At 41.7% G+C, this 13611-nt stretch carries 18 protein-coding genes; 3 read left to right on the top strand and 15 right to left on the bottom strand.

The window, feature by feature from the left end; translation table 11 throughout:
* Positions 1–94 precede the first annotated feature (94 nt).
* Entirely contained in the window at positions 95–1114 is a 1020-nt protein-coding gene (gene holA, locus IEE86_RS12605) for a DNA polymerase III subunit delta (RefSeq protein WP_191097522.1), read from the bottom strand.
* Positions 1115–1351: 237 nt separating this feature from the next.
* On the opposite strand from holA, the gene IEE86_RS12600 reads away from it, so the two are divergent.
* Positions 1352–1486, top strand: a complete 135-nt coding sequence (locus IEE86_RS12600) for a YqzM family protein (RefSeq protein ID WP_012010638.1) — start codon at positions 1352–1354, stop codon at positions 1484–1486.
* 39 nt (positions 1487–1525) lie between these two features.
* On the opposite strand, the gene IEE86_RS12595 is transcribed toward IEE86_RS12600, so the two are convergent.
* The 3 genes from IEE86_RS12595 to IEE86_RS12585 all read right to left on the bottom strand — a co-directional run bounded on the left by IEE86_RS12595 (position 1526) and on the right by IEE86_RS12585 (position 5109).
* Positions 1526–3853 carry a DNA internalization-related competence protein ComEC/Rec2 gene (locus IEE86_RS12595; RefSeq protein WP_191097577.1) on the bottom strand — a complete coding sequence of 776 codons (2328 nt, stop codon included), beginning with the start codon at positions 3851–3853 and terminating at the stop codon, positions 1526–1528.
* A complete protein-coding gene (locus tag IEE86_RS12590) occupies positions 3846–4415 on the bottom strand; it encodes a ComE operon protein 2 (RefSeq protein WP_024423045.1) in 570 nt (189 codons plus the stop codon). The genes IEE86_RS12595 and IEE86_RS12590 overlap by 8 nt, the downstream gene beginning before the upstream one ends.
* A gap of 64 nt (positions 4416–4479) precedes the next feature.
* On the bottom strand, positions 4480–5109 hold the full coding sequence (locus tag IEE86_RS12585) for a helix-hairpin-helix domain-containing protein (RefSeq protein WP_191097521.1): 630 nt from the start codon (positions 5107–5109) through the stop codon (positions 4480–4482).
* Between the two features lie 90 nt (positions 5110–5199).
* On the opposite strand from IEE86_RS12585, the gene comER reads away from it, so the two are divergent.
* Complete coding sequence (gene comER, locus IEE86_RS12580; RefSeq protein ID WP_191097520.1) at positions 5200–6048, top strand: late competence protein ComER; 849 nt, start codon at positions 5200–5202, stop codon at positions 6046–6048.
* Between the two features lie 48 nt (positions 6049–6096).
* Here comER and IEE86_RS12575 read toward each other — a convergent pair whose 3' ends face one another.
* Genes IEE86_RS12575 through IEE86_RS12540 form a run of 8 tightly spaced genes read right to left on the bottom strand, consistent with a single transcriptional unit; the run spans position 6097 to position 11115 of the window.
* Positions 6097–6840 (bottom strand): class I SAM-dependent DNA methyltransferase, encoded by a 744-nt coding sequence (locus IEE86_RS12575; protein ID WP_191097519.1) that lies wholly within the window; start codon positions 6838–6840, stop codon positions 6097–6099.
* On the bottom strand, positions 6837–7193 hold the full coding sequence (rsfS, locus tag IEE86_RS12570; RefSeq protein WP_191097518.1) for a ribosome silencing factor: 357 nt from the start codon (positions 7191–7193) through the stop codon (positions 6837–6839). The genes IEE86_RS12575 and rsfS overlap by 4 nt, the downstream gene beginning before the upstream one ends.
* 13 nt (positions 7194–7206) lie before the next feature.
* The gene (gene yqeK / locus IEE86_RS12565) at positions 7207–7770 is read right to left on the bottom strand and encodes a bis(5'-nucleosyl)-tetraphosphatase (symmetrical) YqeK (RefSeq protein WP_191097517.1); all 564 of its coding nucleotides are present in this window, start codon (positions 7768–7770) and stop codon (positions 7207–7209) included.
* Positions 7760–8329 carry a nicotinate-nucleotide adenylyltransferase gene (locus IEE86_RS12560; protein WP_191097516.1) on the bottom strand — a complete coding sequence of 190 codons (570 nt, stop codon included), beginning with the start codon at positions 8327–8329 and terminating at the stop codon, positions 7760–7762. Before IEE86_RS12560 ends, yqeK begins: the two co-directional genes overlap by 11 nt.
* A 13-nt stretch (positions 8330–8342) precedes the next feature.
* Positions 8343–8633: a ribosome assembly RNA-binding protein YhbY gene (yhbY, locus tag IEE86_RS12555; protein ID WP_191097515.1), complete on the bottom strand. Its 291-nt coding sequence runs from the start codon at positions 8631–8633 to the stop codon at positions 8343–8345.
* Positions 8627–9469, bottom strand: coding sequence for a shikimate dehydrogenase (aroE, locus tag IEE86_RS12550; protein ID WP_191097514.1), 843 nt, complete (start codon positions 9467–9469; stop codon positions 8627–8629). The genes yhbY and aroE overlap by 7 nt, the downstream gene beginning before the upstream one ends.
* Before the next feature lie 21 nt (positions 9470–9490).
* Positions 9491–10591: a ribosome biogenesis GTPase YqeH gene (yqeH, locus tag IEE86_RS12545; protein ID WP_034319417.1), complete on the bottom strand. Its 1101-nt coding sequence runs from the start codon at positions 10589–10591 to the stop codon at positions 9491–9493.
* Positions 10592–10593: 2 nt separating this feature from the next.
* Positions 10594–11115: a YqeG family HAD IIIA-type phosphatase gene (locus tag IEE86_RS12540; RefSeq protein ID WP_008356191.1), complete on the bottom strand. Its 522-nt coding sequence runs from the start codon at positions 11113–11115 to the stop codon at positions 10594–10596.
* Between the two features lie 361 nt (positions 11116–11476).
* Between IEE86_RS12540 and IEE86_RS12535 the strand changes: the two genes are divergently transcribed.
* The gene (locus IEE86_RS12535; RefSeq protein ID WP_003217327.1) at positions 11477–11617 is read left to right on the top strand and encodes a sporulation histidine kinase inhibitor Sda; all 141 of its coding nucleotides are present in this window, start codon (positions 11477–11479) and stop codon (positions 11615–11617) included.
* A gap of 135 nt (positions 11618–11752) precedes the next feature.
* On the opposite strand, the gene IEE86_RS12530 is transcribed toward IEE86_RS12535, so the two are convergent.
* The 3 genes from IEE86_RS12530 to IEE86_RS12520 all read right to left on the bottom strand — a co-directional run bounded on the left by IEE86_RS12530 (position 11753) and on the right by IEE86_RS12520 (position 13534).
* Positions 11753–11902: a hypothetical protein gene (locus tag IEE86_RS12530; protein ID WP_003217499.1), complete on the bottom strand. Its 150-nt coding sequence runs from the start codon at positions 11900–11902 to the stop codon at positions 11753–11755.
* A gap of 78 nt (positions 11903–11980) precedes the next feature.
* Positions 11981–12709 (bottom strand): SGNH/GDSL hydrolase family protein, encoded by a 729-nt coding sequence (locus tag IEE86_RS12525; protein WP_191097513.1) that lies wholly within the window; start codon positions 12707–12709, stop codon positions 11981–11983.
* An 84-nt stretch (positions 12710–12793) separates the two neighbouring features.
* Positions 12794–13534 (bottom strand): polysaccharide deacetylase family protein, encoded by a 741-nt coding sequence (locus tag IEE86_RS12520; protein ID WP_191097512.1) that lies wholly within the window; start codon positions 13532–13534, stop codon positions 12794–12796.
* Positions 13535–13611: the final 77 nt, after the last annotated feature.

Raw genomic sequence — 13611 nt, 5'->3', positions numbered from 1 at the left:
ACGTCCGTCCTGACCGGCTCAGCCATAAGGACAGACTGGCAATTATACATCTAAACAAAAACGACCCTCTTTTTAGAAGGTCGTTTTTTTATGTTCAAGCGCCTAATAATCGAAGCAGGAACAATTCTAGTAATAGCTGCTTGTCTTTTTTACCCGTTTTCATTTCATAATCGATCGTTGAGAGCTCTTTGACGATCTGCTTTAGTTCTTCTTCTGAAAACAGTTTTGCCTGGTCCATGGCGAGTTTAACGCGGAATGGATGGACCTTTAGGTTTGACGCAATTTGTTTTTGCCCGTATCCTTGCTGAGCAAAGTACTTTGTCTGCAAAATCAAACGAAATTGATTTGAAATGAGCGCCAATATTTTAATGGGTTCCTCATTTTGCTTTAAAAGGTCATAAAACATTTGCATGGCTTCTGAGCGGCGTCTGTTTACAATTTGGTTAATCAATTCGAAAATATTCTGCTCTAAGCTGCGCGCAACAAGCTGATTGACATCCGCTAGCTCAATTTCCTCTCGCTCTCCAATATATGTACTTAGCTTTCGAACCTCTTGAAAAAGTGAGGACAGACTCCCGCCGCACAGCATGACAAGCTGCCCTGCCGCTTCAGCCGAGATCGCCTTTCCTTCTGTCTTCACCAAGGTGATGGTGAAATCAGTTGTTTCTTTAGGGTTTAACTCTTTCGCCTCAACGACAGCCGCTTTCTTTTTCAGTAATTTCGTGATTTTTTTACGTTCATCCAGTTTTTCATATGGCGCTAATAACACGAGAACAGTATAGGGTGCTGGCTTTTCTAAGTAAGCTTCTAATACGGAAAGCTGATGCTCGATCTTCTCCTTTTTCTTTTCTGCTGTAAGAAAATAAGGATTCTTGATCACAACGAGACGTCGTTCTCCCATAAACGGAAAGGTTTCTGCGTCCGTCACAGCCTGTTCCAGCGGCACCTCTTCCATATCGAAGACGGAGTAATTAAAATCCTTTGCTTCCTCGTCAACGACAGCTTGTCTCAGTTTAGCAGCTGTTTCTTGTAGTAAATACGTTTCTTTTCCATATAAGCAATAAACGGGATGGATATCCCCTTTTTTAAAATTGTTCCATATCTCAAAGACCATAAATTGAATCCCTCTCTTTCACTTCCTCCTCTATCCTAAAGTGTGCGAAGACATTAGTAAAGAGGAAGCTGAAAGTGCCGCCTCCTCATTTATAGTAAACGTCTGGCGCAAGCTCCCGGGTCAGCTCGCTGTCAGACGATATTCATAAAATGATCATGAAAAAGGAAAACGGTTACTTTACCTTATAGCAATTCCAAAAGAGTTCAAGTATACTAAAATTAGCCAGGAGGGATGAAAATGAATGAATTTGAAAAAAATGTTCAAAGCAAGCGGAATGATGTGACCGACTCAGCCGTTGGTTTTATCGTCACATTCGGATTTTTCGCCTCAATGTTTATTTTGGCAACAATTATACACCTCGTTGGATCTTAACTTCATGAATGTACGATGACTGCCGTTTTGGCAGTTTTTTTATTGATTTTGTAAGATATCATATGGAGGATGAGCGTAAAACGTTCCAGCCTCTTCGAGAAATTCATAGCTCACACTCCCGTGGATATCGGTACGGTACACCAGCGTTTGCTGGTCCTTTAATTTTTTTAAAACTTCTTGATGAGGGTGCTGATAACGATTTCCTTCACCTGATGAAATCAATGCATACGACGGCCGTAGATGCTGAAGCCATTCCTCACTTGTTGATCCTTTACTGCCGTGATGTCCAACCTTCAATACATCCGCACGAAGATGAGGATACGCTTCTATGATGTCTCGCTCACCTTCTTGTTCAAGGTCTCCTGTGAAGATAAAACGCTTCCCGCCAAGAGTAAAGGTAAGCACAAGTGAATCATTATTCTTACTTGTTACCCGGCCTCGCGCCGGATGAAGAACCTCAAATTCTTGCCCTCCCACCTGAAGCTTATCTCCTCTCTCTAATTCATCAACATGTATCCCTTGATCAGCTGCTTCTTTTAATAGCTGTGCATCCTCTGGGCTTCGGGCAAAGCCTTTTGGCACGGCCAGCCGCTTCACTTTATTCCGCTTGATTAAACGAACCGCTTCTCCCATGTGGTCTTGATCCGCATGTGTGAGGATGAGGACATCAAGTTTTGCTATTCCTTTAGAATGCAGAAACGGTATGAGCGTTTGATCACCAATTGTAGACACTTTACGTCTTTTTTTCCACGGCTCTTCTTCGAAGGATAGTCTGCCTCCTGTATCTACTAATAAATGCCCCTTGCGATAGGGCAATTGAATAAACAAACTATCCCCCTGCCCTACATCCAGCATCGTGACCTCACCTTTTTGAAAAAAATTCGGCGTAACATAGTGTACACTCAGCACACAAGCGAGAAAAAGAATCGCTACAGCATAAGATTTCACGGAGGTTTTGCACTCCAGCATATATAACAAAAAAATAACGGCACTCACTTCAAGAAGAACATGCCACCAAGTAGATTTCATAAAAATGAGGTTAAATCCATCATAAACAGCCATATGTGCTGACAACTGATGACTCAGCTGAATCACTGAATCAAGCAGTTGAAATAATGTTTGACCAAGCGGGAGGTAAACCATAGATAAAAGAAAAAAGAGTAAAGAGAAAGGCATGACAACGGTTGTATAAAAAGGGACAAATATCATATTCAAAGGGACGCTTAGCAAAGAAAATTGCTGAAAATGATATAAAAGAACAGGAAGCGAGGCAAGCTGCGCAACAAAGGAAATAAGGAATAATTGCATCACTGCACTTTTCGCTTTTGATAAGATCCTAACCGATAACAAAATAAAAATCGTCACCACAAATGAAAGCTGAAAGCCGATATCAAATAAATAAAGGGGATGAATCGCTAATAAGAGCAAAAACGTCGCGCTTAATACCACCACTGAAGGCTGTTTCATTTCTTTTGGCAGGCTAGTCATCACTAAATAGATTCCTGCCATGAGACAAGCTCTTAAAACAGATGGTGCAGCACCTGTTAAACAAGCATAAATCGGTAGAAAGCATAATAAAAGAATACGTGCAGTCTCTCTTGTCACGCCGGCACGAAGCAGACACCAAAATAAACAAGCAAGAAGCGTTTGCACATGCAGTCCTGAAATCGCTAGTAAATGAATAATGCCGAGCATTTGATAATCTCTTAACGTTTCAGGATCAATCAATTCACGATCTCCAAAAATGAGTGCTTGTACAATTCCAGCAGAGTTTTTTGGCACATGATCTTCTATGAATTTTAAGCCCTTTTGCCTCATCGCTTGAAGGAAATAGGAAGAACTGTCTTTTTTTGTACAGTTTTTGATCGACTGCGGTAAGAAAATAGCATCAATTCCTTTTGTTTTTAGAAATTGATCGTATTGAAACCCGTTAGGAACGGTTGCGTGTTTAGGTAGTCGAACATCACCTGCCAAATGGCAGCTCATACCTGGCTCTATATCTTTCAGCGCTACTTTTTCATGCTCAGTTTGAATTGTATAAAAAGCCGCCAGCCGATCCTTCTCTGCTGACACGGTCGCTGAAAAACGATTGCCATCTATTTTCGGAATACTTTCAATCACAACTGAACCAGAAAATGGTTTTTCTTTTATCACATGATCCGCCTCAAGAGACTGATGAACCATAAAGATGAGTGTATAGACAGTTCCGCACAAGCTAACCATCAGAAAGAGCTGGGGTGTTTTTTTCAGTAGGCTAAGAAGTAATATCATGAGAAGAAAGAGAAGGAAATACATATGAAGATGAAATGCGGCCAGGGCAATTCCGACTGCTGCTGAAATCGCCCCGAACGGCAAATAGTTAAACATAGGAAGTAAATAATTGATTCGCCTTTTCATGCATGTCTCGTATTTCTGTTTCGCTAAGTCCTGATTCACTCAGCTTGCCGATTAAATCTGCAACAAAGGCTAATTTTTCTTGATTTTTTAAGTCAATGATCATTTCATCTAGCTCGACCTGTTCCGTTTGAACGCCGGCCTGCTCAAATAAATCGATAGCATATGGATGATTTTTATAATCCTTTGCATAATACACTGTTCGAATGCCCGCTTGAATAATGGCTTTACAGCACTGCAAACAAGGAAAATGCGTGACATATATTTCAGCATCAGCCGTCGGTGCGCCGAATTTGGCACATTGTAAAATGGCGTTCATTTCCGCATGGATGGTGCGTACACAGTGATGATCAATGACATAGCATCCTACATCTGCACAATGGACATCACCAGCAATGGAGCCATTGTATCCTCCTGCAATGATGCGCTTGTCTCTTACGATGGTCGCCCCAACAGCTAGCCGCTCACAGGTGCTTCGCAAGGCAAGCAAATGGCTTTGTGCCATAAAATATTGATTCCATGAAATTCTTTCCACGAGTTGATCCCTCCAGAATGATGTTGTTATTAAGTGTACATGCGTTTCTTCTATACCGTCAATTCTACTTCACGGTCAATTGACTTTTCAGCCGTTCAACTGTCTTTTCTCCAAAGCCCGAAATGTTCCGCAAATCTTCAATTTGTTGAAAATCTCCATGTTCCTCTCTATAGGCAATGATGGCTTCTGCTTTGGCTGGTCCGATTCCGTTAATTGTCTGCAATTCTGCTGCATCAGCTTGATTGACATTGACACTTTGACTCTTTTCATTCCGGGATGACGCGACAGCTGCTGTTGATTGCGTCTGCCTCTCCGTTTCTCCCTGCTTCCTGACATAAATCATCATACTATCCTCTAATTTGGCCGCTTGATTGATCTCATACGTATCCGCTTTTTTTGTAAAGCCCCCTGCTCTTTTAATTGCTTCCTCCACCCGGTCCTCTGATCGAAACGTATAAACACCCGGCTTCCTTACAGCTCCTTTGACCTCTACAACAATGGATGAGGGTTCACTTTCTGCCCCCTCTTCTTTTTCTTCCAATGTGACTGGGCTTTCTATATTTTCCTTCAATACACCCGGCTCTGCATTTTTCCCCCCTTTACCTGCTAAAAAGAAGAAACTGATGGTGATCACAATCATGATCCCGATAGCAATATAAAGACTGTATTTTTTCAATGGAATGAGTCGCTTCACTTGCTCACGCTTCTTTCAATCATATTTTTCTACTGCTCAACATACTGTTTAGAAGATAACAGATCCTATACGTCTAAGGAGGGAGAACGTTTGAATATAGGGTTAATCGGTACAGGAAACATGGGTACCATACTTACTGAGGCATTTATTGAATCAAAGGCAGTCAATCCCTCATCCATCACCATCACAAACCGAACCATTGAAAAAGCGTTCAATATAAAAAAGAACCATCCAGAGCTTGAGGTAACAAAACAGCTTTCAGGGGCTGTCACAAATAAAGATTTCATCTTTGTTTGTGTGAAACCACTTGATATTTATCCACTATTAAAAGAGCTAAGCCCTCTTTTAACAGAGCAGCAAACGATTGTCATCATCACAAGTCCAGTTCATCCTGAACAGCTTCAGGATCTCGTTCCTTGTCAAACAGCTAGACTCATCCCAAGCATTACAAACCGCGCTTTATCAGGCGCATCCCTTTTAACTTTCGGTTCATCATGCAATGTTGCGACAAAAACAGCGTTAAGACAGCTAGCTTCGCGCATCTCAACACCAATCGAGATCCATCATTCCATTACAAGAGCGGCGTCAGATATTGTCAGCTGCGGACCTGCTTTTATTAGCTTTCTCGTTCAGAAAATGATTGAAGCAGCCGTTGAAGAAACCGACATTTCAAAAGAAGAAGCCACCACCTTATCAGAGGATATGCTTGTAGGTCTTGGCCGTTTGATTGAAAAAAGAGTCTATACCCTTCCTACACTGCAAGAGAAAGTGTGTGTGAAAGGCGGCGTCACTGGTGAAGGCATTAAAGCTCTTGAAGCAGGTGTTCAAGATATGTTCCACCGCCTTTTTCAGAACACCCATGAAAAGTTCAATGAGGATCTTGAAGCGGTTGCGCATCAATACCCGCCAAGTGTGTTTACTGATGATCGCAGAAATTAATGCTCTTTGCAATAAGCGAAAAAAGGGTTTTAAAAAACCATCGTTCCATTAAACGATGGTTTTTGGTTTCTTGGCTGAGATAAAATATCTTTCGGCAAATTCCCCGGGAGCTTTATTTGTAAAATCAGCCGTCACTTCAATCTTTTCGAAGCCAGCGGATTCAAGAAACGCTGCATATGTCTCAAATGGAAATGTACGCTGTTCATGTGTCTCATCATAACGCTGATACACATCTCCGTCCTTTACAAAAAAGCTTAAATCATGAATGACCGAATACATATCATCCCCTTTATCGCTCTGCCAAATGTAGCTGATCTCTTCATCTTGATCTGCATAAGTAGAGCCTGGGAATACCTCTTCCATTTTATAAGGCGTATGAACATCAAAGAGTAAAACCCCTTCTGCCTCTAAAAGCTGAAACATGTTTTTAAAGGTTTTTTTGACGTCATTTTCGTTTTTTAAGTAGTTTAAGGAATCACAGCAAATAACGGCTGCTTGAAAGGCTTGGTCAAAACCTGTAAGCTCTCTCATATCTTGATGTAAAAATTGAATGGACTGTTTGTGAGCTTGCGCTTTTTGCTGCGCGAAGGCCAGCATCTCTTCACTTAGATCAATCCCTGTGACGTTGTGACCCTTTTCAGCTAACCGAAGAGAAATCTCCCCAGTTCCACAGCCTACATCAATGATTGTAGCCTTTGGCTTGGTGTACTGCTGGATCCACTGAACCCATTCATCATAAGGGGCATGTGTCATGAGCTCGTCATACACACCTGCAAACCCTTGATAAATCATGAGTTAATGCCAAGTGAAAGCGTTTCTCTCGGCGCATCTCCCCATAACTTCTCTAGGTTATAGTATCCTCTTTCTTCTTTATGGAACACATGGGCAATGACATCACCTAAATCAATCAATACCCATCTTGCCTCATCAAAGCCTTCCATCTTCTTCACTTCGATTCCACTTTCCTCTGCAAGATGTTTCACTTCTCTTGCAATGGCCTGCACTTGTTTGTCAGAATTCCCGTGACAAATGAGAAAATAATCTGCTACAAGTGAGACTCCTTGCATATTAAGGGCAATAATATCCTCAGCCCGCTTATCATCGCACGCTCCTGCTGCGATGGTTAAAATTGATGATGAATCCATCCAAAATTCCTCCTTAGTTGTTCTTATGCACAAGCGAGTTGTAAGTAGCAAGTGTATCTGGAAAGACTGGCTGATTCTTTTTCATTAAAAAGCTGATGGTGTTTTTTAACGATTGAATCAATGCATGGTCCAAATCTTGCTCTGCTAACTCCCTTACTTCTTCGACACCAGGGAAATGACGTCCTGGTTCGATATAATCAGCGACATAAATGACTTTTTCAAGTAATGTCATGTCTGGTCTGCCGGATGTATGAAATTCAATGGCAGTTAAAATGTCTTGATCGTCAATTCCAGCTTCCTTTTTGACCAAATAGGCACCAACTGGGGCATGCCAAAGCTCGGGTGAATATTCAAGCAATAGCGGGTTCATCTGTTCTTGCTCGATAATCCCCTTCATTTCTTCCTTTGGTCTAAATTTGGCATAATCATGAAAAATAGCGGCGATCTCTGCTTTTTTCACATCTGCACCGAACCGTTCCGCTAATGAAATGGCCGTATTCATAACCCCAAGTGTATGAGTATATCTATGCTCTGTTAACTGCTCTTTGACACAGTTCAATGCTTCTTCACGATTCATATAAATGATGCTCCTTTATATAACGCTCAACAGCTTTCGGAATCAAATAATCGACAGGTTTTCCCTGCTCTATTCGCTGCCTAATCATTGTCGATGATACATCAAAAGCTGGAACATCTGCAAATAAAAGAGGATATGTCGTGCTTCCAACGTAACCTGGTCGTTTCATCCCAATAAAGGTGATCATCTGAAGCAAATCATCAATCCGGTGCCATTTTGGCAAATACTCGACCATGTCCGCTCCAATCATAAAAAAGAACTCATCTTCAGGATGGCGCTTCTTTAACAGCTCCACTGTATCTACTGTATAAGATGGACCCTCTCGCTCCATTTCAATGAGCTCTAGCTGAAAATGCGGATTAGACTGAATCGCCTCTTCTACCATTTTCACCCGGTGATGACTATCTGCTCGTTTCCCGCCTGTTTTATGAGGAGGCTTGTGATTTGGGATAAACCAAATTTCATCAAGCCCCACTTGAAAACGCACCTCATTCGCCATCAGTAAATGTCCATTATGCAGGGGATCAAACGTACCGCCGAACAACCCTATTTTTTTCATATCACATCCACCTTTACGGCAGCTTAATTTGTTTATTTTCCTTAGATTCTTTATAAAGGACAATCACATTTCCGATCGTTTGAACGAGTTCCGCTTTTGCACCCTTTACAAGTGCTTTCGCAACCTCTGTTTTGTCCTCATCGCAGTTTTGCAATATGCTGACTTTTAACAGTTCTCTTGCTTCAAGCGCCTCGGAAATTTGCTTGACCATATTGTCATTTACCCCGCCTTTTCCAACTTGAAAAATGGGTGATAAATGATGTGCTTGTGCACGTAAAAAACGTTTTTGCTTACCTTTTAACATGGTGTTCCTCCTAATTTCTCTATCACAATTGACTTCATTTTTCCAGCGTCAGGCGTGATGCCTGTCCACAGTTCAAAGGCTCTTGCCGCTTGACCTACAAACATGCCAACACCATCTACTGTTTTCAAGCCTAACCGATCTGCCTCACTAAGCAGCTTTGTTTCTATTGGATTATACACAATATCACAAACGACCGCTGTTTTTTTTGCGTTTGTTAAAGAAATTGGGGTTTCTTCAACATTTGGATACATGCCGATCGAGGTCGTATGGATGATGACATCATAATCTCCAAGCCGGCCTTCTGCTGTATTTAATGCGATTGCACTTGATGTCACTTTTCCATCCGCACTTTGAATTAAAGCCTCAGCTTTTTCAATGGTGCGATTGGTGATATCAAAGCTTTTTGGTGCATAATCAGCAATTGTCGTATAAATCGCTCTTGCCGCTCCGCCAGCACCGATCATAAGAAAGGACAGCTCTGATAACGGCTGATCCAAGGCTTCAAGCAATGACTGAAGAAAGCCCTCTCCATCTGTGTTGTACCCGACGAGTTGATCTCCTTCAAGCCGCACCGTATTCACTGCTCCCAAACGTTCAGCTGTCACATCAATTTTGTCAAGGTACTGCATGATCTCTACCTTGTGCGGAACAGTGACGTTAAAGCCGCTGATTCCTAACGCTTTTATGCCGCTGATGGCATCCGCAAGGTCGTGTTCTTCTACTTGAAAGCCATGATAATGTCCATCAATCCCAGCATCCTTTAATGCTGCATTATGAATATCCGGAGACATTGAATGACCAACAGGGTTTGCGATTAATCCGTATAAAGGTTTCAAGGTCTCTCCCCCTTTGAACTTTTAAATTAACGAACGTCTAACAAAGACATGAACACCTTTTGGCGCATAGACTTTTATTTGTTTATCCGCTTCATTTGCTGTCACCCAGCCTAAACCTGAAAAGACGATGTCCATTTTCGGCTGATCAATGGTAAAGGTATGCGGAACGAGCGGAGGAAAATCTTCCATTCCCTCTTTTGAGGGCGGTGAAAGCAGCTCTCCTGCATGCTTTTCATATAGGTCATCTGCGTTCTCCAGCTTAGTCCGGTGAATATTGAGCTCATTTGGCATATAGCAGACAAAGGATGTTCTGCCGCCTTTTACATAATCAAATCGAGCAAGCCCGCCAAAATAAAGCGTTTGAGCTTCATTTAATTGGAACGTTCTCGGTTTCAATTCTTTTTTCGGCGTTAAGATCTTCAAGTCATTTTTGCTCACATAGTGCGCCATTTGATGACGATTGATAATGCCTGGCGTATCGAACAAAGCAGACCCGTCATCAAGCGGAATTTCAATAGCATCAAGTGTTGTTCCTGGATATTGGGATGTGGTGATCACATTCTCTTCGCCAGAAACTTCTTTGATGATTCGATTGATAAATGTTGACTTCCCAACATTCGTACAGCCGACGACATAGACATTTCTTCCCTCTCGGTAATGGTCGATTGCTTCCATCACCTCAGGCACGCCCTGTCCTCTGCTTGCACTGATTAAGAAAACATCAATTGGGTTTAGTCCATTTTCTTTTGCTTCCCGCTTCATCCAATGAACAAGACGATCTTTTTTCACTGATTTCGGTAAAATATCCACTTTGTTGCCGACAAGTAAAATCGGATTCCCACCGACAATACGGCTCAGCCCGTTGATCCAGCTTCCGTTAAAGTCAAAAATATCAACGACCTTTACAATAAGAGAATCTGTCTCACCAATGCTATGCAATATATTTAAAAAGTCGTCTTCTGTTAAAGAAACATCTTGTATTTCATTGTAGTTCTTTAACCTAAAACAGCGCTGGCAGATCACATCTTCTTTCAATAGAGATGCTGCCGGCGCATATCCTAATTGATCTTTATCTTCGGTCTGAATGGCTACACCGCAGCCAATACAAACAACCTTTTCCATTATTACTCTTCCTCCCACTGAATGTGGCCCTTACGCTTTAAGGCTCCTAAAATTCTGCGTTCAATCTGCCTGTTAAACTTTGTGAAAAATCCGTCCGAGGCAGCAACAGGAACGACCAAAATTGTATGGAAGCCATGACGATTCCCGCCCAGCACATCTGTCATGAGCTGATCCCCAATGACAACCACATCTTCTTTTTTCAATTGCATATCAGCGACTGCCTTATTAAAGGCTCTTCCCATAGGCTTTCTCGCTTTATAAATAAACGGGATATGAACCGGCTCAGAAAAAAGCTTGACCCTTTTTTCATTATTGTTCGATACAATCGTCACTTGTATCCCGTGATCTTTCATCTCTTGAAACCATTCAATTAAGCGGGGTGTCGCACTTGGGCGATCCCATTCTACTAGTGTGTTATCTAAATCGGTAATAATCCCTTTTACATTTCGTTCTTTTAGTTTTTGCGGCGAAATGTGAAAAATACTTTTCACAAATTCATCCGGCAAGAAATACTTCTTTAGCACAACTTGCACCCTTTCTTCCATTGGTTTTTCAGCGATGTGTCGAATCAAATCATAATTTGTCTGTCTATCGAATACAATGAAAAAGTTTTCGACATATGATGAGGACCTTCAACAGGTGTGGATAATTTTACACACATTATCCACCTATATTCCATCACGCTTTCATTCAATTATAAACACTCTACCCACAAGTTATCCACTTAACCATGTGGATAACAGAACGATTGTTCTTGTTTCCCATTCATGGTAGATTAAAGGTACTTCAAAGACATTCGATCAACCTATGATGATATGTCTTTTCCTCAAGTTTTATGCCAACTTTTTCAGGGGAGGTGTTTTTCCCATCATATGGGTTTCTAGTATGAAAAAGCTGTCAGATGATTTACTTATAGAATCGTATTATAAAGCAAATGAAATGAACTTAAATCGCGACTTCATTGAATTAATTGAGACAGAAATGAAAAGACGTTCGCTCGGGCATATGCTCTCTGTTTCCTCTTAATTCCATATCACAGGAACCATGCCTCCCGAGCACTCTCCTTTTTGAAACTCAGGTGACTGATATTATATCACTTGCGCTATAGGCTTACTACTATTTTCCGTAAAAAACACCCCTTCTTATCAAAGAAGAGGTGTCTTATTTACAAGGCTGTTCATTCCAAAACCATAACCCTCCGCCTACGACCAAAATGACGACAAGGAACACAACAAGAAAAGCGTAACCGATTCCTGCTCCTTGAGCTGGATAAGGCGAACACGCAGGGTAAGGATAGGGGCATCCCCACATATCAGTTACCTCCTTCTAAGAAGATATACTGTTAGACTATGCTGAATGAATCGTCTTGTTTAGGCAAATGACCATCATTTAAAAATGTTTAATGACATCACGCTCTTTGATTTCGTTATAAATGATTCTCGCCCCTTTTGGTGTCATATGATTGCCAGAAGGGTCGATTAAACCTGACTGAATCAGGGCGTTGTCACTATCTTCACCAGCTTCACGGATGAACGCTTTCCAATTGTCGACAAGCGGAACTTGCTGATCCTTAGCCACTTCTCTTGTGATGTCGTTATATGAGTTTTGCCAAGCTCTTGCCCCGCCTCTCTCAGCAAAATATGATGACTTATACCGGGAGTAATAATATAAGCCCTTTTTCCCTCCTTCCACGACAGGTACACACGTCATGAGAATCGGGGTAATTCCTTCTTTCCTACTTTCAGAAATGAAGTAGGATATATTTTCTTTAAATCGTTTTTTTGTCACTCGGGGATGTTTCCCGTCTAAAATTGCCGCATCATTCGTACCGAACATGATGAGGACGTAAGTTGGTTTCTGCTTTAAAATATCCTGCTCAAAGCGAAGCTTCGCATCTTCAGTCGTCTGCCCACCAATTCCTGCATTCTTTACTTGAATTTGGCCGCGCTCGACGTTCTTCATGAGATTCACCCATTTTTCAGATGTTGGATAATCTCGAAAGTCCCAGTTTGATCCTCTTGTATTGCTGTCACCGAATGCAATAACGCTTTCTTGTGCGGGTTTTGAGCACCCAGCTGCGACACATAACAGGATGAAAAGGACAACATATTTCTTCACAACATTCACCTCCAAAAGCCCTCTTCATATAGTAAACGACAAGACTTTTGGTTTCAATGAATGACTGTTTTTGACGAATGCTTCCTATTTTAACTGAACAGGTAGATATGCTTTGTCATGATGTAGCAGTTCGCTTACTTTCACAAATTCATAGCCTCTCTCCTTTAATTCAGGAATCACTTGTTTGAGCGCTTCTACCGTTTGCTTCCGGTTTCCACCGCCATCATGTAAAAGGATGATATCGCCGCCCTGAATATGATCTATAATACGGCTTGCAATTTTATGCGCGCCTGGTCTTGACCAGTCCTTCGGATCTTGCGTGAAGGACCACATGACCACATCATATCCTTGCTTTGAAAGAATACGAAATGACTTCATCGTCAAGCGTCCACCAGGAGGTCGAAATAATAAGGGCCCGCCTGGCTGGAGGGAAGCAATTTGAGCCGCTGATTCTTTTAGTTCCTGCTTGATCTTCTTTGATGACAAAAGGTCAAAATACGTATGATTCATCGTATGATTGCCAAGCTCATTTCCTTCGCCTACAATCCGCTCGGCAATTTCTGGATACGCATGAATTCGGCTCCCTACGACAAAAAAGCTGGCATTCACTTTATGCTCTCTCAGCACATCCAATATTTGATTTGTGTACACTGGATGAGGCCCATCATCAAAGGTTAACGCAATCTTTTTCCGTTCCTCTCTCATATCCCAAAAGGCCCGCCCCGTTTTTTCCAGATCGACTCTTTTTAACGTTCTTGCCTCTATTTTATTAGGAATAAAAGTGCATAATAACAAGATACACACACAGACATGCAACCCTTTCATCAGACCGCCTCCACAGAACATCATTACCGATTAAAATGCCCGCTTTCTCATGAATTCATGCAAGGTTCATGATGATG

The sequence above is a fragment of the Bacillus crepusculi genome, from assembly GCF_014764715.1.
GTDB lineage: Bacteria > Bacillota > Bacilli > Bacillales > Bacillaceae > Bacillus.
This window is presented reverse-complemented; position numbering and strand designations above follow the sequence as displayed.